15 protein-coding genes are annotated in these 14,358 nt (G+C 61.5%); 2 read left to right on the forward strand and 13 right to left on the reverse strand.

Going from position 1 to position 14,358, the window contains the following annotated elements:
• Positions 1–7: 7 nt before the first annotated feature.
• From AB3L03_RS08145 to AB3L03_RS08160, 4 genes are all read right to left on the reverse strand, one after another.
• On the reverse strand, positions 8–1,354 hold the full coding sequence (locus tag AB3L03_RS08145; protein WP_368508415.1) for a carbohydrate porin: 1,347 nt from the start codon (positions 1,352–1,354) through the stop codon (positions 8–10).
• 137 nt (positions 1,355–1,491) lie between these two features.
• A complete protein-coding gene (locus tag AB3L03_RS08150) occupies positions 1,492–2,553 on the reverse strand; it encodes an ABC transporter permease (RefSeq protein ID WP_204510524.1) in 1,062 nt (353 codons plus the stop codon).
• A complete protein-coding gene (locus AB3L03_RS08155) occupies positions 2,550–4,076 on the reverse strand; it encodes a sugar ABC transporter ATP-binding protein (RefSeq protein WP_247404635.1) in 1,527 nt (508 codons plus the stop codon). Before AB3L03_RS08155 ends, AB3L03_RS08150 begins: the two co-directional genes overlap by 4 nt.
• Before the next feature lie 65 nt (positions 4,077–4,141).
• Positions 4,142–5,107 carry a sugar-binding protein gene (locus AB3L03_RS08160; protein WP_368508416.1) on the reverse strand — a complete coding sequence of 322 codons (966 nt, stop codon included), beginning with the start codon at positions 5,105–5,107 and terminating at the stop codon, positions 4,142–4,144.
• A gap of 256 nt (positions 5,108–5,363) precedes the next feature.
• Between AB3L03_RS08160 and AB3L03_RS08165 the strand changes: the two genes are divergently transcribed.
• Together AB3L03_RS08165 and AB3L03_RS08170 are read left to right on the forward strand one after the other, a co-directional pair.
• Positions 5,364–6,626, forward strand: coding sequence for an ROK family protein (locus tag AB3L03_RS08165; protein ID WP_026233544.1), 1,263 nt, complete (start codon positions 5,364–5,366; stop codon positions 6,624–6,626).
• Between the two features lie 598 nt (positions 6,627–7,224).
• On the forward strand, positions 7,225–7,995 hold the full coding sequence (locus AB3L03_RS08170; protein ID WP_368508417.1) for a hypothetical protein: 771 nt from the start codon (positions 7,225–7,227) through the stop codon (positions 7,993–7,995).
• 37 nt (positions 7,996–8,032) lie between these two features.
• On the opposite strand, the gene AB3L03_RS08175 is transcribed toward AB3L03_RS08170, so the two are convergent.
• The 9 genes from AB3L03_RS08175 to AB3L03_RS08215 form a co-directional block, all read right to left on the reverse strand.
• Entirely contained in the window at positions 8,033–8,482 is a 450-nt protein-coding gene (locus AB3L03_RS08175) for a tetratricopeptide repeat protein (protein ID WP_368508418.1), read from the reverse strand.
• 169 nt (positions 8,483–8,651) lie between these two features.
• Positions 8,652–9,050 carry a hypothetical protein gene (locus AB3L03_RS08180; RefSeq protein WP_018458253.1) on the reverse strand — a complete coding sequence of 133 codons (399 nt, stop codon included), beginning with the start codon at positions 9,048–9,050 and terminating at the stop codon, positions 8,652–8,654.
• A gap of 12 nt (positions 9,051–9,062) precedes the next feature.
• Positions 9,063–10,163, reverse strand: coding sequence for a type II and III secretion system protein family protein (locus AB3L03_RS08185; RefSeq protein WP_368508419.1), 1,101 nt, complete (start codon positions 10,161–10,163; stop codon positions 9,063–9,065).
• Positions 10,160–10,717 (reverse strand): pilus assembly protein N-terminal domain-containing protein, encoded by a 558-nt coding sequence (locus tag AB3L03_RS08190; RefSeq protein WP_368508420.1) that lies wholly within the window; start codon positions 10,715–10,717, stop codon positions 10,160–10,162. The genes AB3L03_RS08185 and AB3L03_RS08190 overlap by 4 nt, the downstream gene beginning before the upstream one ends.
• Before the next feature lie 493 nt (positions 10,718–11,210).
• On the reverse strand, positions 11,211–11,630 hold the full coding sequence (locus tag AB3L03_RS08195) for a TadE family protein (protein WP_018458251.1): 420 nt from the start codon (positions 11,628–11,630) through the stop codon (positions 11,211–11,213).
• Positions 11,627–12,964, reverse strand: coding sequence for a TadE/TadG family type IV pilus assembly protein (locus AB3L03_RS08200; RefSeq protein ID WP_026233541.1), 1,338 nt, complete (start codon positions 12,962–12,964; stop codon positions 11,627–11,629). Before AB3L03_RS08200 ends, AB3L03_RS08195 begins: the two co-directional genes overlap by 4 nt.
• 9 nt (positions 12,965–12,973) lie before the next feature.
• Entirely contained in the window at positions 12,974–13,420 is a 447-nt protein-coding gene (locus tag AB3L03_RS08205; RefSeq protein ID WP_051113041.1) for a hypothetical protein, read from the reverse strand.
• 51 nt (positions 13,421–13,471) lie between these two features.
• On the reverse strand, positions 13,472–14,119 hold the full coding sequence (locus AB3L03_RS08210) for an isoprenylcysteine carboxylmethyltransferase family protein (RefSeq protein ID WP_018458248.1): 648 nt from the start codon (positions 14,117–14,119) through the stop codon (positions 13,472–13,474).
• 2 nt (positions 14,120–14,121) lie between these two features.
• Entirely contained in the window at positions 14,122–14,349 is a 228-nt protein-coding gene (locus AB3L03_RS08215) for a type II secretion system F family protein (RefSeq protein ID WP_368508421.1), read from the reverse strand.
• Between the last annotated feature and the right edge of the window lie 9 nt (positions 14,350–14,358).

Below are 14,358 nucleotides of genomic sequence, written 5' to 3' on the forward strand. Positions count from 1 at the left end.
CGTCCCGTCAGAAGTGGACCTCGGTGCGCATGCCAAGAACCACGGCGTTGTCGGTCTTCACGCCCGCCGCGTTATAGCCGCGCCCACCGGGATTGATGACATACTGAGCGTCGAACTTGAGGTTCAGCCAGCCGGTCGCCTGCCATCCGTACCAGACTTCAAGCGGCACTTCGTTGCCGCCGGCGTTCGGACTGAGGGCAGCCGTGTTCACGTGCGTCGTGCCGACCGCGAAGCCGACTTCGTCCTGGGCACGCCAGGAGAACGTTCCGGTATGCCTGAAGCCCAGGGCGATCTGGTAATCCTGGTACGAGGTCCGGTGATCGGCAACGGTCGTATTGAGGAAGGTGTACCAACCTACCGCACCGGGACCGTCAACGGTCAATCGTTGCAGGATCGATTCGTAGACACCGTAGCGGCCGCGTTGATCGCTGATATTTTGATCGGGCACACCACCGACGCCCGGGATGGTGCCGATAACACCCGGAAGGCCGCCATCAATGGACGAGGCGCTGTCGTACCAGCCGCCGAGTCTCCAGGTCCCGGTCAAGGGGCCCTTCGGCGTCCAGACCAACTCCACCGGCACCATCACGCCACTGGCGGGGTTCGAGGCGGGAATGCCGGGCAAGAAGTAGACGCCCGGGTCTGACGTCGTCAGGTAACCCGGATTGGCATCGTAGACACCGACCGACACCGTGAATTCCGGCGCGATCTTGTAGTGGACGACACCGGCCCACTGGCTCACCGGCCAATTGTAGATGTAGCCGCCCTGGATGTTGCCGGGCTGACCGCCGCAGAAGGTCAGGTTGATGAACTCGCACAGGCCGAAGAAGAAGTCGGAGCCGACCGGAAGACGGCCGCCCTTGAGTTCAAGGCGGTCATCGAAAAGCTTCTGCGAGTAATAGAGCTGCGTCAGGCGCAGAATATTGCCGCGGCCGAACACTTCGTTGGTCAGCTGCAGGGCGGGAATGTCCGCTTCGGTATTCAGATTTTTGCCGAAGCGGTCGACCAGCGTGAGACCGACGGTGCCGCCGGGGATGCCGGCGAGTTTTCCCATGTCCAGCTTCGCGCCGAACCACAACTGGCCGGCGTTGGCCGCGGTATTCCTGCTTCCGCCGGAGACATTGCCGACCGATTCGTTACCGAGCGTCAGGCCGATATCGATGCCCTGCTCCTTCAGCCTGGTCCTGCCGAGATCGCCGAACAGATACGGTCTCGTCCAGAAATCGTCAGCCGCATAAGGAACAGGCGCAGCTTTCGTCGAAAAGTCGGCCGCATACACTCCACCGCAAAACAGCGATGAGAAAGCAATCCCCACACCGCACACCCCTGCGGTGTTCATAAACCTGCGCAACATTTTACTCGTCCTCCCGCCGTCTCAGGCTTTGCTTGTTTCGCCTCACGCCCCTGCCCAAAGCCCTCGAGCCTGGAACGCGCTCCCTCCCCCAGCGGCCGCCGACCAGGCAGCCTTGTGTCAACTGGAGCGTGGATCTGTCATGCCCGATCAACCGTTCTCGCCGGCAATGCATCCGCGGCGCGCGGTGACGTGCCCTGGACTTGCTCCGCCAATGTCGATTTCGGCGCAGTGCGGGCGACGCCGGCCAGTGCCAGCTTGCGCCGCCGTCGCGCCTGCAATTGCTGATCCGCCAACACGCCGATCAGAATGACCGTCCCCATCACCGCGAAGTTCAGCGAATTCGGGATGCCCAGGATATTCACCAGGTTCTGCAGCACCTGCAGCAGCGCCGTGCCCAGCACGATACCGAGAATGGACCCCTCGCCGCCGCGCAGGCTGCACCCGCCCAGCACGGCGGCCGCAATCGCGTAGAGCTCGTAGAAATTTCCGAAGGAGCTCGGCGACACCGAGTTCGTGTAGAACACGAACAAGACCGTCGAAACTCCGGCGAGTCCGCCGCTGATGATATAGGCGGTTGCGATCACGATATTGGTGTTGATGCCCGAGAAGCGTGCCGCCTCCTCGTTCTTGCCGACGGCATAAAGCCAGCGCCCGTAGACCGAGCGGTGCAGCAGCACGCCAAGGATCAGCGCAAGGATGATCAGGAGGATGAAGGTGTTCGGGATTCCCGCCAAATTGCCCGAGGCGATGTTGCTCAGTGTCGCCGCCTCGTCGCCGTAACCGAAGCCACGGGTCGAATCGCTCGTGTAATAGCGCGCGGCGCCGCGATAGATCAGCAACCCACACAGCGTCACGATGAAGGGCTGCATCTTCAGGCGGGTGATCAGGAACCCCTGGATGCCGCCGAGCACCAGCCCGCCCAGCAGCACTGCCAGCAGCGCCAGGGGCCACGGCACCTGGTAGGTCGTCAGAAGATCGACGAACACGACGCCGAGCAGCGCAAACATCGAGCCGAGCGACAGGTCGATGCCGCCGGTGATGATCACGAGCCCTTCGCCGAGCGCGAACACACCGAAGAGGCCGATCAGATTGGCCATGTTCAAGAGGTTCACCAGCGACAGGAAGGCGGGATTGATCGCGCCCGTGATGGCGGCGATCACCACCAGCAGCAATGCCAGACCGAGCTCTTTCCTGATCATGGCGCGGCCGCTTCCGCGGTTTCCCGCGCCTGGCCCATGGCCAGTCGCAACACGTTGTATTCGCTGAACTGCTCCCGCTCGAGCACGCCGCTGACGCCGCCTTCATGCATGACCGCCACGCGGTCGGAGACGCCGATGACCTCCTCCATGTCCGAGGAGATCATCACGATCGCGACGCCCTGGTCGGCAAGCTCGCGCATCAACGCGTAGATCTCGCCCTTGGCGCCGACGTCGATGCCGCGGGTCGGCTCGTCGAAGAACATCACGCGCGGCTGCATGGACAGCCATTTGCCGAGCACGACCTTCTGCTGGTTGCCGCCGGAGAGCGTCACGGCCTCCATATCGATGCTTGGCGCCTTGATGGAGAGGCGCCTCACCTGCTGCTTCGCGACCTTGCGCTCGGCCGCGCCGCTGACCAGCCACATCCGCGCGTGATCCAATAGGCTCGCCAGCGTCATGTTCTCGCGGATCGGCAGCTCCAGCACGAGCCCGGATTTCTTGCGGTCCTCCGGCACCAGATAGATGCCTTGGCTGATCGCGTCGCGCGGCGATGCGACAGCGACCGGTGCGTTGTCGATCCTGATCTCGCCGCCCAGCAGCGGGTCAATGCCGAAGGCGGCGCGGGCAAGAGAAGTGCGGCCAGCGCCCACGAGCCCCGCCAGTCCCAGGATCTCGCCATGCCGCACGGAAAGATCAACCTGCCGGTCGGGAAAGGCCGACGTCACGACGCCGACGATATCGCAGCCGCCCGGCTGCGGCGCCTGTTTCGGCGGGGTATGCAGCGCTTTGAGGTCGCGACCGATCATCAACCGGATCATCGCGGCATGGCTTAGCTCGTTCAGCGCCAGTTCTCCCACGGTGCGACCGTCACGCAGCACCACGACGCGGTCGGCGCAGGTCATGATCTCTCCGAGCCGGTGAGAGATATAGATCACCGAAATGCCGTGCGCCTTCAGATCGGCAATCACCTCCAGCAGCCGTTCGGTCTCCGAGATCGTCAGGCTGGAGGTCGGCTCGTCCATGATGATCACGCGGGCGTCGATCGAGAGCGCCTTGGCGATCTCCACCATTTGCCGCTCGGCGATGGAGAGGTCTTCGACCAGCGTATCCGGCGCGAAATCGGCACCCAGCCGCTCCAGCAGCGGGGTCACCCGAGCACGCATCTCGGCATTGTCCACCAGCTTCAGCGGCCCGCCCATCAGCTTCTCGCGCCCGATGAACACGTTGGCTGCGACGTCGAGATTCTCGAACAAGTTCAGCTCCTGGTGCACGAAGGCGATGCCGGCCCGCGTCGCCTCGGTCACCGTGGTTCGGGCATACTCGCTGGTGCCGATGCGGATCACGCCTTCGCTCGGCGCGATCACGCCACCCAGCACGCGCATCAGCGTCGATTTGCCGGCGCCGTTCTCGCCGATCAAACCCAACACTTCGCCGCGATAGACGCGCAGATTGACGTCGTCGAGCGCCCTGACCCCGGGATAGGTCTTGCTGATCCCGCTGAGCTCCAGCAGTGTCTCTGCCATCTCTCCGCTTCCCTCCCGCCCAAAGCCCGGCCACCGCGGCGGCCGGGCCGTGAAGCACGCTGAAGTCACTTCTTCAGCAGCTCCTTCAGATGAGCGGTAAACTCCGCAACGTTGGACTTGCTGACCACCTGGGTCGGCACGATCAGCTTGCTATCAGCCGGAATCCAGGACTTGTCGCCGTTCAGCGTCTTGATGATGTTGATGGCGGAGAGATACCCGAACTCGTACGGCTGCTGCACGACAGTGGACTCGATCGTCCCGTCGGATATTCCCCGCAGCGTGCGCTGATCCTCGTCGAAGCCGACGATCTTCACCTTGCCGGCCTTGCCCGCCGCCTTGACTGCGTCATAGATCAGCGGAGTCTCGTAGCTCCAGAGGCCGGACAACAGCGCGATGTCGGGATATTTGACCAGCACGTTCTCCATGTTCGCCTTGGCCTTGGCGAAGTCCACCTGATCGGTGAACACGTCGACCAGCTCGACCTTGGTGCCGGCGATCGCGTCCTTGATACCCTGCACCCGCTCGCGGGCGTTGTCCGCGTCCATCGTGCCGACGAACAGCGCGATCTTGCCACCGTTCGGCAACGCCTTCTTGATCTCCTCGCCTGCCTGGCGCCCGGCCGCGACGTTGTCGGTGCCGATATAGGCGAGACGCTTGCTCTGCGGCGCGTCGCTATCCGTCGTGATCAACACGGTCTTGGCCGCAACCTTGTTGAGCTCTTCGGTTGCGTGCGGCGCATCGTCGACCGAGATGGAGATGCCGGCGACGCCGCGCACCAGCAGGTCGTCCAGCTCGCGCCGCTGGCCCGCCGCCGTCGCTTCGTTGGTGACGATCAACTGGATGTCGTATTCCGGGTGCTCCTTCTGAGCCTTTTCGAGCCCGCGGCCGGCGATCGTCCAGAAATCGGCCGCGGCATTGGTGACCAGCGCGATGGTCTTTTTCTGCTGGGCCTGCGCCGCCCCCGTGGCGATGGCCAGCGCAGCTGCGGTCGCAAACAGCGACACCATTAGTTTCTTCAGCGATCTGTTCATGTACACCTCCCTTGGGTCACCCCCGTTCAGGGGTTTCACAGCGCTTATGCGCTATCTTTTATTTACGTCGCGAACAAATGCCGCAGGGCAAATCAGCCGGATCAGGATGTACTTGCCCCTTCTTCAAGTCTAAATAGTACAGATGGTACGATAATAGTAAATATGGCTGCTGAAAACCGAATCCGATTGTGCTTTTCCGGTCACACACGCATCCCATCCCCTCAATTAAATTTACCTGATGAATTAAAGAGGCAGCATGGTTGACCAAATTGAGCCGTCCAGACGCGTGTCAAACACCGCCCGTGAATCCAACCGCGGCCGTCTCGTCGATGTCTTGCGACGCCAAGGGCCGCTGCCGCGCGTGGCGCTCGCCCGGAGTACAGGGCTGAGCTTCCCGGCCGTTTCCGGCCTGACGTCGCGGCTGATCGCAGAAGAGCTACTCTGTGAGAGCGAGACGGCGGCAACGCCGTGGTCCGAGGACGGCGAGGAAGAAGATGCGGACGGGCTGAATGGCCGCCGCCGCGGCCGGCCGGCCGTGCTGCTGACCCTGAATCCGGAGTTCGGGCGCATCGCCGCGGTCTCCGTGCGCATGAACCTGATCGAGACGCTGATCGCGGATTTCCGGGGCTCCGGCGTCGCGCAGTCGCGACTTGCACTGTCGACGCGCGCGCTCGATGCAGGCGCGCTGCGCGATCTCGTGATTGCGCAGATCAATGCGCTGCTCGATGCGACGGCGACGCCGCGCCATCGGCTGTTGGGAATCGGGATTGCGCTGCAAGGCATCGTGAACGTCGACACCGGCACGACACTGTGGAGTCCCGCGCTGTCGATCACCGAAGTCGATCTGGCGACGCCGATACGTCAGGCGTTCGGCGTCGATGTCGTCATGGCGAACGACGCTGTCGCGGTCGCGCTCGCCCTCACGGCCGCCGAACCGGCATTGGCGCAAGGCCTCTCGGCCACGATCATGGTCGGTCACGGCATCGGGATGGGCGTCGTTGCCGATGGTGAAGCACGCTGGGGCGCCGGCAGCGAGATCGGCCATGTCAAGCTGGCGCCGGACGGGCCGCAATGCCGCTGCGGCCAGCGCGGCTGCATCGAGGCTTATCTTGCCGATTACGCGCTCTACCGCGACGCCCGCACCTTTCTCGATCTGCCGCCGGCAGACTCGCAGCAGCCATCGGAGGGACAGATGGCCCTGTTGCGCGAGCGCGCGCTGGGCGGCGATCCGCGTCTCGAGCACCTATTCCTGCAGGCGGGTCGCGCGCTCGCCGAGGCGGTCGCAGCAACGATATCCGTGCTGCGGCCGCACCATGTCATCCTGGCGGGTCCGGGCCTGATGGCATTCGACATGATGCGCCACGCCTATGAGGAGCGGCTTGAGCAGGCGGTGTTGCCATGGCTGCTCAGGTCCACGGCGATCCATCTGCGTCCAAGCGAATCGGCGGTCATTGTCGAGGGCATGGTGCGACGGACGCTGCGGGTCGTGGACCAAAACCATATGGAAGCGACCGAGTAAGCGCCGAGAGCTAAGCGCTGGCTGGGGCCGGAGGGATCGAACCTCCGAATGGCGGAATCAAAACCTGCTCGATTATATAGTGATTTCAAGGCGCATTTGGAAAAAATGGTCGAAACACGCTCCAGTAATTTCAGTAGGTTGGCTAGTGTTTCCAAATGAAAAGGGGGCAGCTAGCGATCGATCGAGCAACGCAGCTGCCCTTCAGATTCGCTTAGTCATGGCGCGCGCTATCACGCATGCAAGCGCCTTGGCGTAAGCGTCTGAAGAACCCGATAAAGCGGCTCATTAAGAGACAGCCACAGCGGTAGAACAACCAATAACGTACCGGTCGCACCCTGGGCTTAACCAGCTGAAATTGGGCATTCGTCGCACGACATGGTGCCTCATTGCACTGTCTATGGTCCGCGTGGTCGGAACGTGCATTCGCGGGGCGAAACTTGGCATCTGTTGGTGCCCTATCTCCTGAAGCTATCCTCAGAACGGTTCACGGCGCGGCCTGGCGCCTTTTTCGTTCCGATTGATCCAATCTTCAGGTACCCTATTCTATCCGCGTCGGCGGAACTGCTGAAGTTGATAGATGGCTCCACGGAGAATGGAGATGGGCCGGCTCGATAAGCAGATGGATCCCTTCCACCCTGCCGCTCATCTGACTACCGAGGATCGCGTCCCCGAGGATCTAGAGCTTGAGCAAGTCGACACGGCGTCGTTAGTTGATCCGGCCCGAGAGGAAGCCGCCTCGTCGCCCGCGCATTTTGGGTCAGGCCGGCCGGCGGCAAGCGTAACGGGCTCTACCGACTGGATGCACCGAGCACGCCGCATCTGGCGGAGCCATCTCCAGCGCGAACAACTCCCCCGGACGGCCGGACGGTCGATGGGAAACTTTGAGCGGTGGTTGATCGCATTGCTGAGCGTCGGCTTTGTCGTGGGCTGCGTTTGCGCGATCATTGTCTTCATGCAGGCCAACGCGCGCAAATTGGAGATCGCAGCACTGCAACGTGACATCATCGCGCTCAAGCTACGCGTAGCCAGGCTCGATCAGATCGCAAGCACCAATGAGATACGTGAAAAAGCAAGCAGTGAAACATCCAAGCCGCCGTCGGAGACCCGTCCTGACCAGGCTCCGCTCATCCTATCACGTGAAGAGATTCAGCTTGTCCGAGACTATATCAAGCCTGCACCAGTTGCAGGCTCCGCGACTGAGACGATCAAGGTCGGCGAACCCGTCGTGGGAGACACCGTTCCGTTTCCCTCTCCGATCACGGAGAAGGTGCGGAAACTGCTCGGCGCACGATTTACCGTTCGCAATGGCGTTGTTGTCATCGTCCGCAGCGGCAGCCGTCACGCTGATGCTGTGATTGGGCCAAATTGACGAGAACTGGCCGTGATCGCAGTATCCGGTCGATTGCTTATGGCTGGTTGTTTGGTGGTCTTTCAATGAACCGCCGGCTGCCATTGAGAAGCTCGAGGTTATTGGCGATGACCGGATTACCTGGGTCGAGCGAATAGGCCTTCTCGAATTTCCGTCGCGCTGCATTCAGATTGCCGCGCAGCATGTACGAATATCCCTGGTCATTCAGAATCTGAACGGTTTCGCCTCCCAGCCGGATCGCTTGCGCATAGGCCTGATCGGCCAGATCGAAACGACGCAGCTTGTCGTAGCTCGCTGCGAGACCAATCCAGCCGGTGACGTCCTTGGGTGATTTCTCGACGGCGTCCTTGAAATAGCGCTGTGAGAGCCCGTAACTGCCGCGATTGTAATGCTCCAGCCCCAGCCGCACAGGCTCGTCCGACGGGTAGTACTTGACGTCGGTCGGCTCCTGCACCGGGTCCCCACCCGGTGGGTCGACGGGAGCCACGACGGCAGCCACCCTCGTGGTCTGGTCACATGCCGCAAGGCCTGGCGCCAGCCAGCAACAGGTCAGCAGTAGAATGGCACGTCGCATAATTTTTTATCCCCCGCCCGGCCCAGCGGACTCACTGCACCGCACTCAATGTCCCGTCGCTGAACTCAACTACCAAAAGCCGCTACCTGCCCCCTGCCCCGCCGACTGGCACCGATATGCCCGACGATGCTCCCGCTCCCAATCCAGTTACGTTGACATTCTGCGTGACGGGCGGGCGCTGGCCCATTAGTTTCGTCGGATCACCGTTATCGGGAAGCTGATCCACCGGCTGTTGCTGGTTGCCGTAGCGCGTCACGGCCGAGCCCACACGTCGCGCGTCATATGCGATCCGGCGATCGCCCACGTATCGCGGCCATGGGTGGATGGTATGGGTCACGGCGTTGACCTGCTTGGCATCGCCGGCGGTCATCGTGATGCTGTTGGAACGCTGAAAGTAGCGGTCCACCTCGTCATGACCGGCGACGCCGTAACATCCCCCGAGCAGGATGGGCGCAAACAGAACCAGATGCCTGATCGTCATCTCGCGCGTCCTTTAGTTTAGAGTTTTGACGACCGTCTGATCGGCACTAGCGGCCGGGACGACGATGGGGGCCCGGACTTCAGGCGCGATGATGTGGCCATACGGTCCCTTCACTTCGCCTCCGGAATTGACGTAGTCATTGTAACGCTTGCGGACTTCCATCTGACCATTGAGGAAGAAGTCGACGTCGTTGGCCGGCAGGCGGGAGTCGAGCGGCGAGGCCAATTGCTGACCGGGCGCCGCCGGCGCGACCAGGCGCGGCGTCACGATGATCACCAGATCGGTTTCTTCCTGCTGATAAGATTTGCTGCTGAACAGGCTTCCAATCACCGGCACCGAGCCGATCCAAGGCAACTGCGAAACGTCCTGGCGATTGCGGGTCTGCAACAGGCCGGCGATGGCAAAGCTCTGGCCATCGCGCAACTCCACCGTGGTTCGCGCGTCGCGACGGGTCAGCGCAGGAACGGTCGTCCCCTGGATCGTCACCGCGTTGGCGAAATCAAGTTCGCTGACCGACGGCTCGACCCGAAGATTGATCACACCGCGCGAGAGCACAGTGGGGACGAAGGCGAGCTCAACACCGAACTTCTTGTAGTCGATCGTGATGGTGGGAAAGCCGTTTGTTGTCTGGGTCGGTATCGGTACCGGAAACTCACCGCCGGCAAGAAAGCGCGCGGCATCGCCGGACAGCGTGGTCAGATTTGGCTCCGCCAGCCGGCGTGCCAACCCCTTGGTTTCCAGCGCCGAGATCAATAGGTCCACCGAGCCGCCGCTGCTGGTTCTGACAATGCTGGTCAACAAGCTTCCGAACGGGGCCGGCGCGATGCCCCCCGCTGTACCGGCGAGCGTTCCCAGAGTTCCTAGGACCGGAAGGCTACCCGTCGGGGGAGCGCCGACATCCCCTCCCCCGGCACCGAGAGGACCGTTGGCGGTATTGATCCCACCAATCGGTGATCGACCGGCGGCGGTCACACGACCCAGCCCGGTGTTACCAACGTTCGTGCCGTTGGCATTGGCCGCATAAAGATTGACACCGAGGTTGCGGCCGGCTTCTCGGTTGACCTCGAGAAAGCGCACCTCGAGCATCACCTGTTGCGGGGCCGCGACGCTCATCGCGTTGACGACGACCCCCCTTTCGCGACCGTGCTGGTGGCGATCGCCATGGCCCGCTCGGCCGTAACTGCGTCGGCCGCGACCCCGCTGAGCACCACCTGGCCCTCGGAAGCCGACACGCGGATACCTTGCCCGCCGGTGCTGGTCCGGATGTTCTGCTGCAGATTGCCGGTATCGATCACGACCTCGACGTCGAGAATCCCGATCTGCTTCATCGAGCTGTCGAACAGGATGACGTTGGTAGTGCCGGTCTGCTTGCCCTGCACGTAGATGAGGTGATCGCTCAGCGACTTCACGTCGACGATGTCAGACGAGCCCGCCACGATCGTCGCAAAGGCCGTGTCGACTTTGAAGGTACGTGACTTGTTGAGGACGAGCTTGACCCGCTGGACGTCGTTCATCTCGCTGACGATGACGCCGCCGGATGAGCCCCGCCGGTCTGCAGCCGCCGCGCGGTCAGCGAACCCAGACGAGGCGAGCGCCGCGCCCAGACCCATCACGCCGAAGGCGAGAAGCCTCCCGACCTTGTTACCCGAAACGCCATCGCCACTCATCCGAGTCCCCCACTGCGATCCACGAAGATTCCCGCAAATCTACGTGCTCGACGTCCTCAACATTTCCCCTCTGCGCACCACGTCGCAGAGCTTACAATCTGTCCCACTACAATTCGTTACTTCGTGTTTCCAAGATCATCCTCCCTGATGCAGGCAGCTTGCAAGACGAGATACTTACCGCACCGCCGCAAGCGGAAAGAAAACTCTTCAATGTTGCCAGCGCGCATCATTCCCACTGGCTGTGGGGAACTATCCCGCCGCACGAGTGCAATTGGCGCGCGCTTGCGTCGCGGCATTTGCTATCGAAGGACATTCGGTCGCACGCTCGGAGATTCGCTTGGCCGAGTGCAAATCCTCTGGTGAAATTCTGCACCCGCGCGTTTGACCAAACTCGACCAACTTCTTGATCCCCGATCGAAAAGCGGACGCCCGAACGGCGTGGCCACGTAGCGCTGTCGGGCGAAACATGTCAGGCGTGCTGCCATATTCGCCCCTAGAAGGGAATCTGGTTGGAGGCGCTCGGCGCATTGAGCGCTGTGCCCCATATGGGCATCAGCATCGTAAACTTTGCTTGGGAAGCTGTAACACTCAAGCTGTTGCTGTTGGCCCCCACGGTCAGCGTTGGCGTCAGACCTCCGAAAAACAGGAAGGGAGCCGCGTTCTTCTTGGCGGCGGTGGACAGGGGATCCCCGGTGCAGCCGGCCGGCGACTGCGGCGGGCTTTGAAGCAAGGCAGGCGTATAGCAGCTGATCATGACCGCACGGGCGCCAGCACTCGCAAGCGTCCGCAAGGATTGCATCGTGATGGCATAGCGCCCAAGATCGAAGATGACGAACATCAATGTGAAAAGCGCCACGAACACCACGATGAATTCAAAGGGCGCGATACCGCGATTGTCGAGCTTTCTCATCATTGCACCAAAGCGACAACTTGGGTGTAAATGATGGTGGCCGGCGCACAGCCTTGCGTGCTGAGGTAGCCGCCACCGCTCATGTCGATCGTTTTGGCGATCACTTGCGAACAGGTCGTATTCGCACTTGAAGTCGTACCGGCCCAGCTAACGTCGACCTTGGGAAAGTAGATAGCCCCGCCCAGGCTAACCTGGCCGCCGCCGTTTATAGTGACCTTGTTGCTGGTCTTGCTCGGGGCCTGATCATCAATCAAGACGCCATTTAGATCAGAGGAGAAGGTGTTAGTGGCAGGTGCGGAGAGATCAGCCGTCCCCCCGTTGATGGTGAGCTGCGAGTCTCCGAGCAAGACGAGGGTTACGCCTGCGCCTTTCAGTTGTCCGCCGGTCATCTTTATATTTGCTTTGTAGAAGAAATATGTTCCCGGATCCAAAACGTACTTGTCGCCATTCTGCACCGTGAAATTGCCGTAAGCTCCAGTCCCCGCGCTATTGGGCGCGCAATGCTTCCACCCATCCGCCTGAAGGGTGCAGGGCATACTTGTATTGCCCGTCCTGCTGTTAAACGATGCGGTGTCCAGTTTGCTGAGCGGATTGCTAGCGTACGTCATGAAATAGTTGTGCGGCACGCTGACATTGCTGCAGCTGCCCGTGGGGGTGCAGCCACTTACACCATAAACTGCCCATCCCGAGCCGGTGAACGTTGGAGTGCTGGCAAGTTGAACACTGCTATCCGACATCAGCGCGCAGCCGGTTCCGTTGTTGCTGAGGTTGCCAGCAAGCTTGAGCGCGCCTGAGTCAGGTCCAAGCGCCAGGACGCAGGCCTTTGTCGGCTGCTGAACCATGGCAATCGCTTGGGCGGGGATGTTGACGGTTGTCAAACCCAGCACTGCCGCCAGGTACGCCGGTTGTTGCTGGCTGACCCTGGCGCGAACGGCATTGCCGGTGCCTGCAGGTGGCGTTGTGAACGCGCCCGCATTGTAATCGCCGATATCGATCTGCACGGCCCGCGAGGTTCTGGTCGGTAGGCTCGTCGGACAGTTTCTCCCCGGATAGCCGGTAGCGTCGTTGGGACTGTAGTTGCAAAACCCGTTCTGTGCCGCGAATTCCTTGCCGCGATAATCCACTGTCTGGGTTTCGCAGGCCGCGCCCGCCATCGTACATGAAAGCCGCAATGCGCCCGAATAGGCCGCCGAGTCCGCGGCGTTCTGCGCGTGCTGGCGGGTGACGTACCACGATCCGGCCTCGGCCCCGATCGCGACTACTCCGATGAGCGGCACGAGAGCGATGACTGTTGCTAATGCGGCGGAACCTCGTTGGGAACGGAGCAGATCACGCATGGAAACACCCTACTGGAAGCGTTCTGAGTGACGCAGCGTGTACGTGCAGGTGGTCGGACACAGCAGCGAACCCACAAAAGGCGGGCGTGCCCCAAGCGGGGCCAAAGTGACGGTTGTCGAAAATGTAATGTACTTTGGAGAAGCAAGATTGCTCGGCGAACAGGTGGCCCCTGCGTCGCCGCACAAAACCTGAAGGTTGCTGATCGCATGACCTGCGACTGTGGTCTGTAGCCCTGTCTTCCAGCTCACCGTGCCGTCAGGGGCGAGCGGATTAGCGTACTGCACATACTGCCCGAAGGAGCGCAATGCGCTCCATGCGGAGATAAACTGGAAGCCCGCAGCAGCCAGGTCGGCGAGCGGCACAAGCAGGAACGACGCCAAGAAAATGTAGACGATCATGGCCTCAAGCCCGACGGCGCCGCGTTGATCCACGATCAACGACTTCTTGTGGCTCATGAGTTGACCTCCACCGATACTCACCCTTCCGGTCTCCGACCGGAACAGCACTCACCAAACGTAAGGGACCACTCTCCAGCGCGATGCTTCGTAACCGGAATATTCCGGGCAGTTGCGACGAAGCAGGTCCTCTTCGTAATAAATGCGGCAAACCTGAACGCCGATATGCAAGACGAGCAAGGCCGCTGTCAGCGGCGTCGGGCTTCTCAGCACCACGCCCAACACGGCGATTTCCTCCGCAAGGTAGAGCGGGTGCTTGATCCACCGATACGGGCCCGTTTGCACCACGTTGCGCGCCTGTGGCACCAGACTGAACGACCTGCCAAGATGTCGGATGGTGACCAGCATCATGATCATGCCGATCAACACGCACGCGGTGGACGCCAGGTTTGGTAACGCCTTGTCGGTTTCGCCGAAGAAGGCGATCGTCCACGGCATGTAGGTACCGACGAACGCCGCTATCCTTGGCAGACGGCCGTTCGCTTGCGCCTTCGCCGGAGGCCGCGTGATGATCAACAGCGCCAGGAGCACGTAGAAGACAGCGAGGCAAACACTCGACAGGAGCGACGGCCAGGGATCATGAGCCGACGATCCGATCTTGATGGCGACGCCAAGCGCCAGCAACATGAACCACATGCCGCCGAACAGTTGCATCGTCCGATCGTAAGAGGAGGTTTTCGACAGGGCAATCGTGCTCATGGCTACTTACCGAAGCTGGCGAACGAACGCACGAGGTGCAGAATGGGACTTCCTCCCAAAATGACGAACATGGCTGGAAGCAGGAACAACACCATCGGAATAGTCAGCTTGGCGCCCAACTTGTGTGCTCTTTCTTCAAGCTTGGTAATACGTTCGCGCCGGAGGTCGACAGCGACACTCCGCAGAGCCTGGCCCACCGGCGTTCCGTATTGCAGGCTTTGGGCGACCATGAGTCCGAA

Source organism: Bradyrhizobium lupini, assembly GCF_040939785.1.
In the GTDB taxonomy this organism is placed as follows: Bacteria; Pseudomonadota; Alphaproteobacteria; order Rhizobiales; family Xanthobacteraceae; genus Bradyrhizobium; species Bradyrhizobium canariense_D.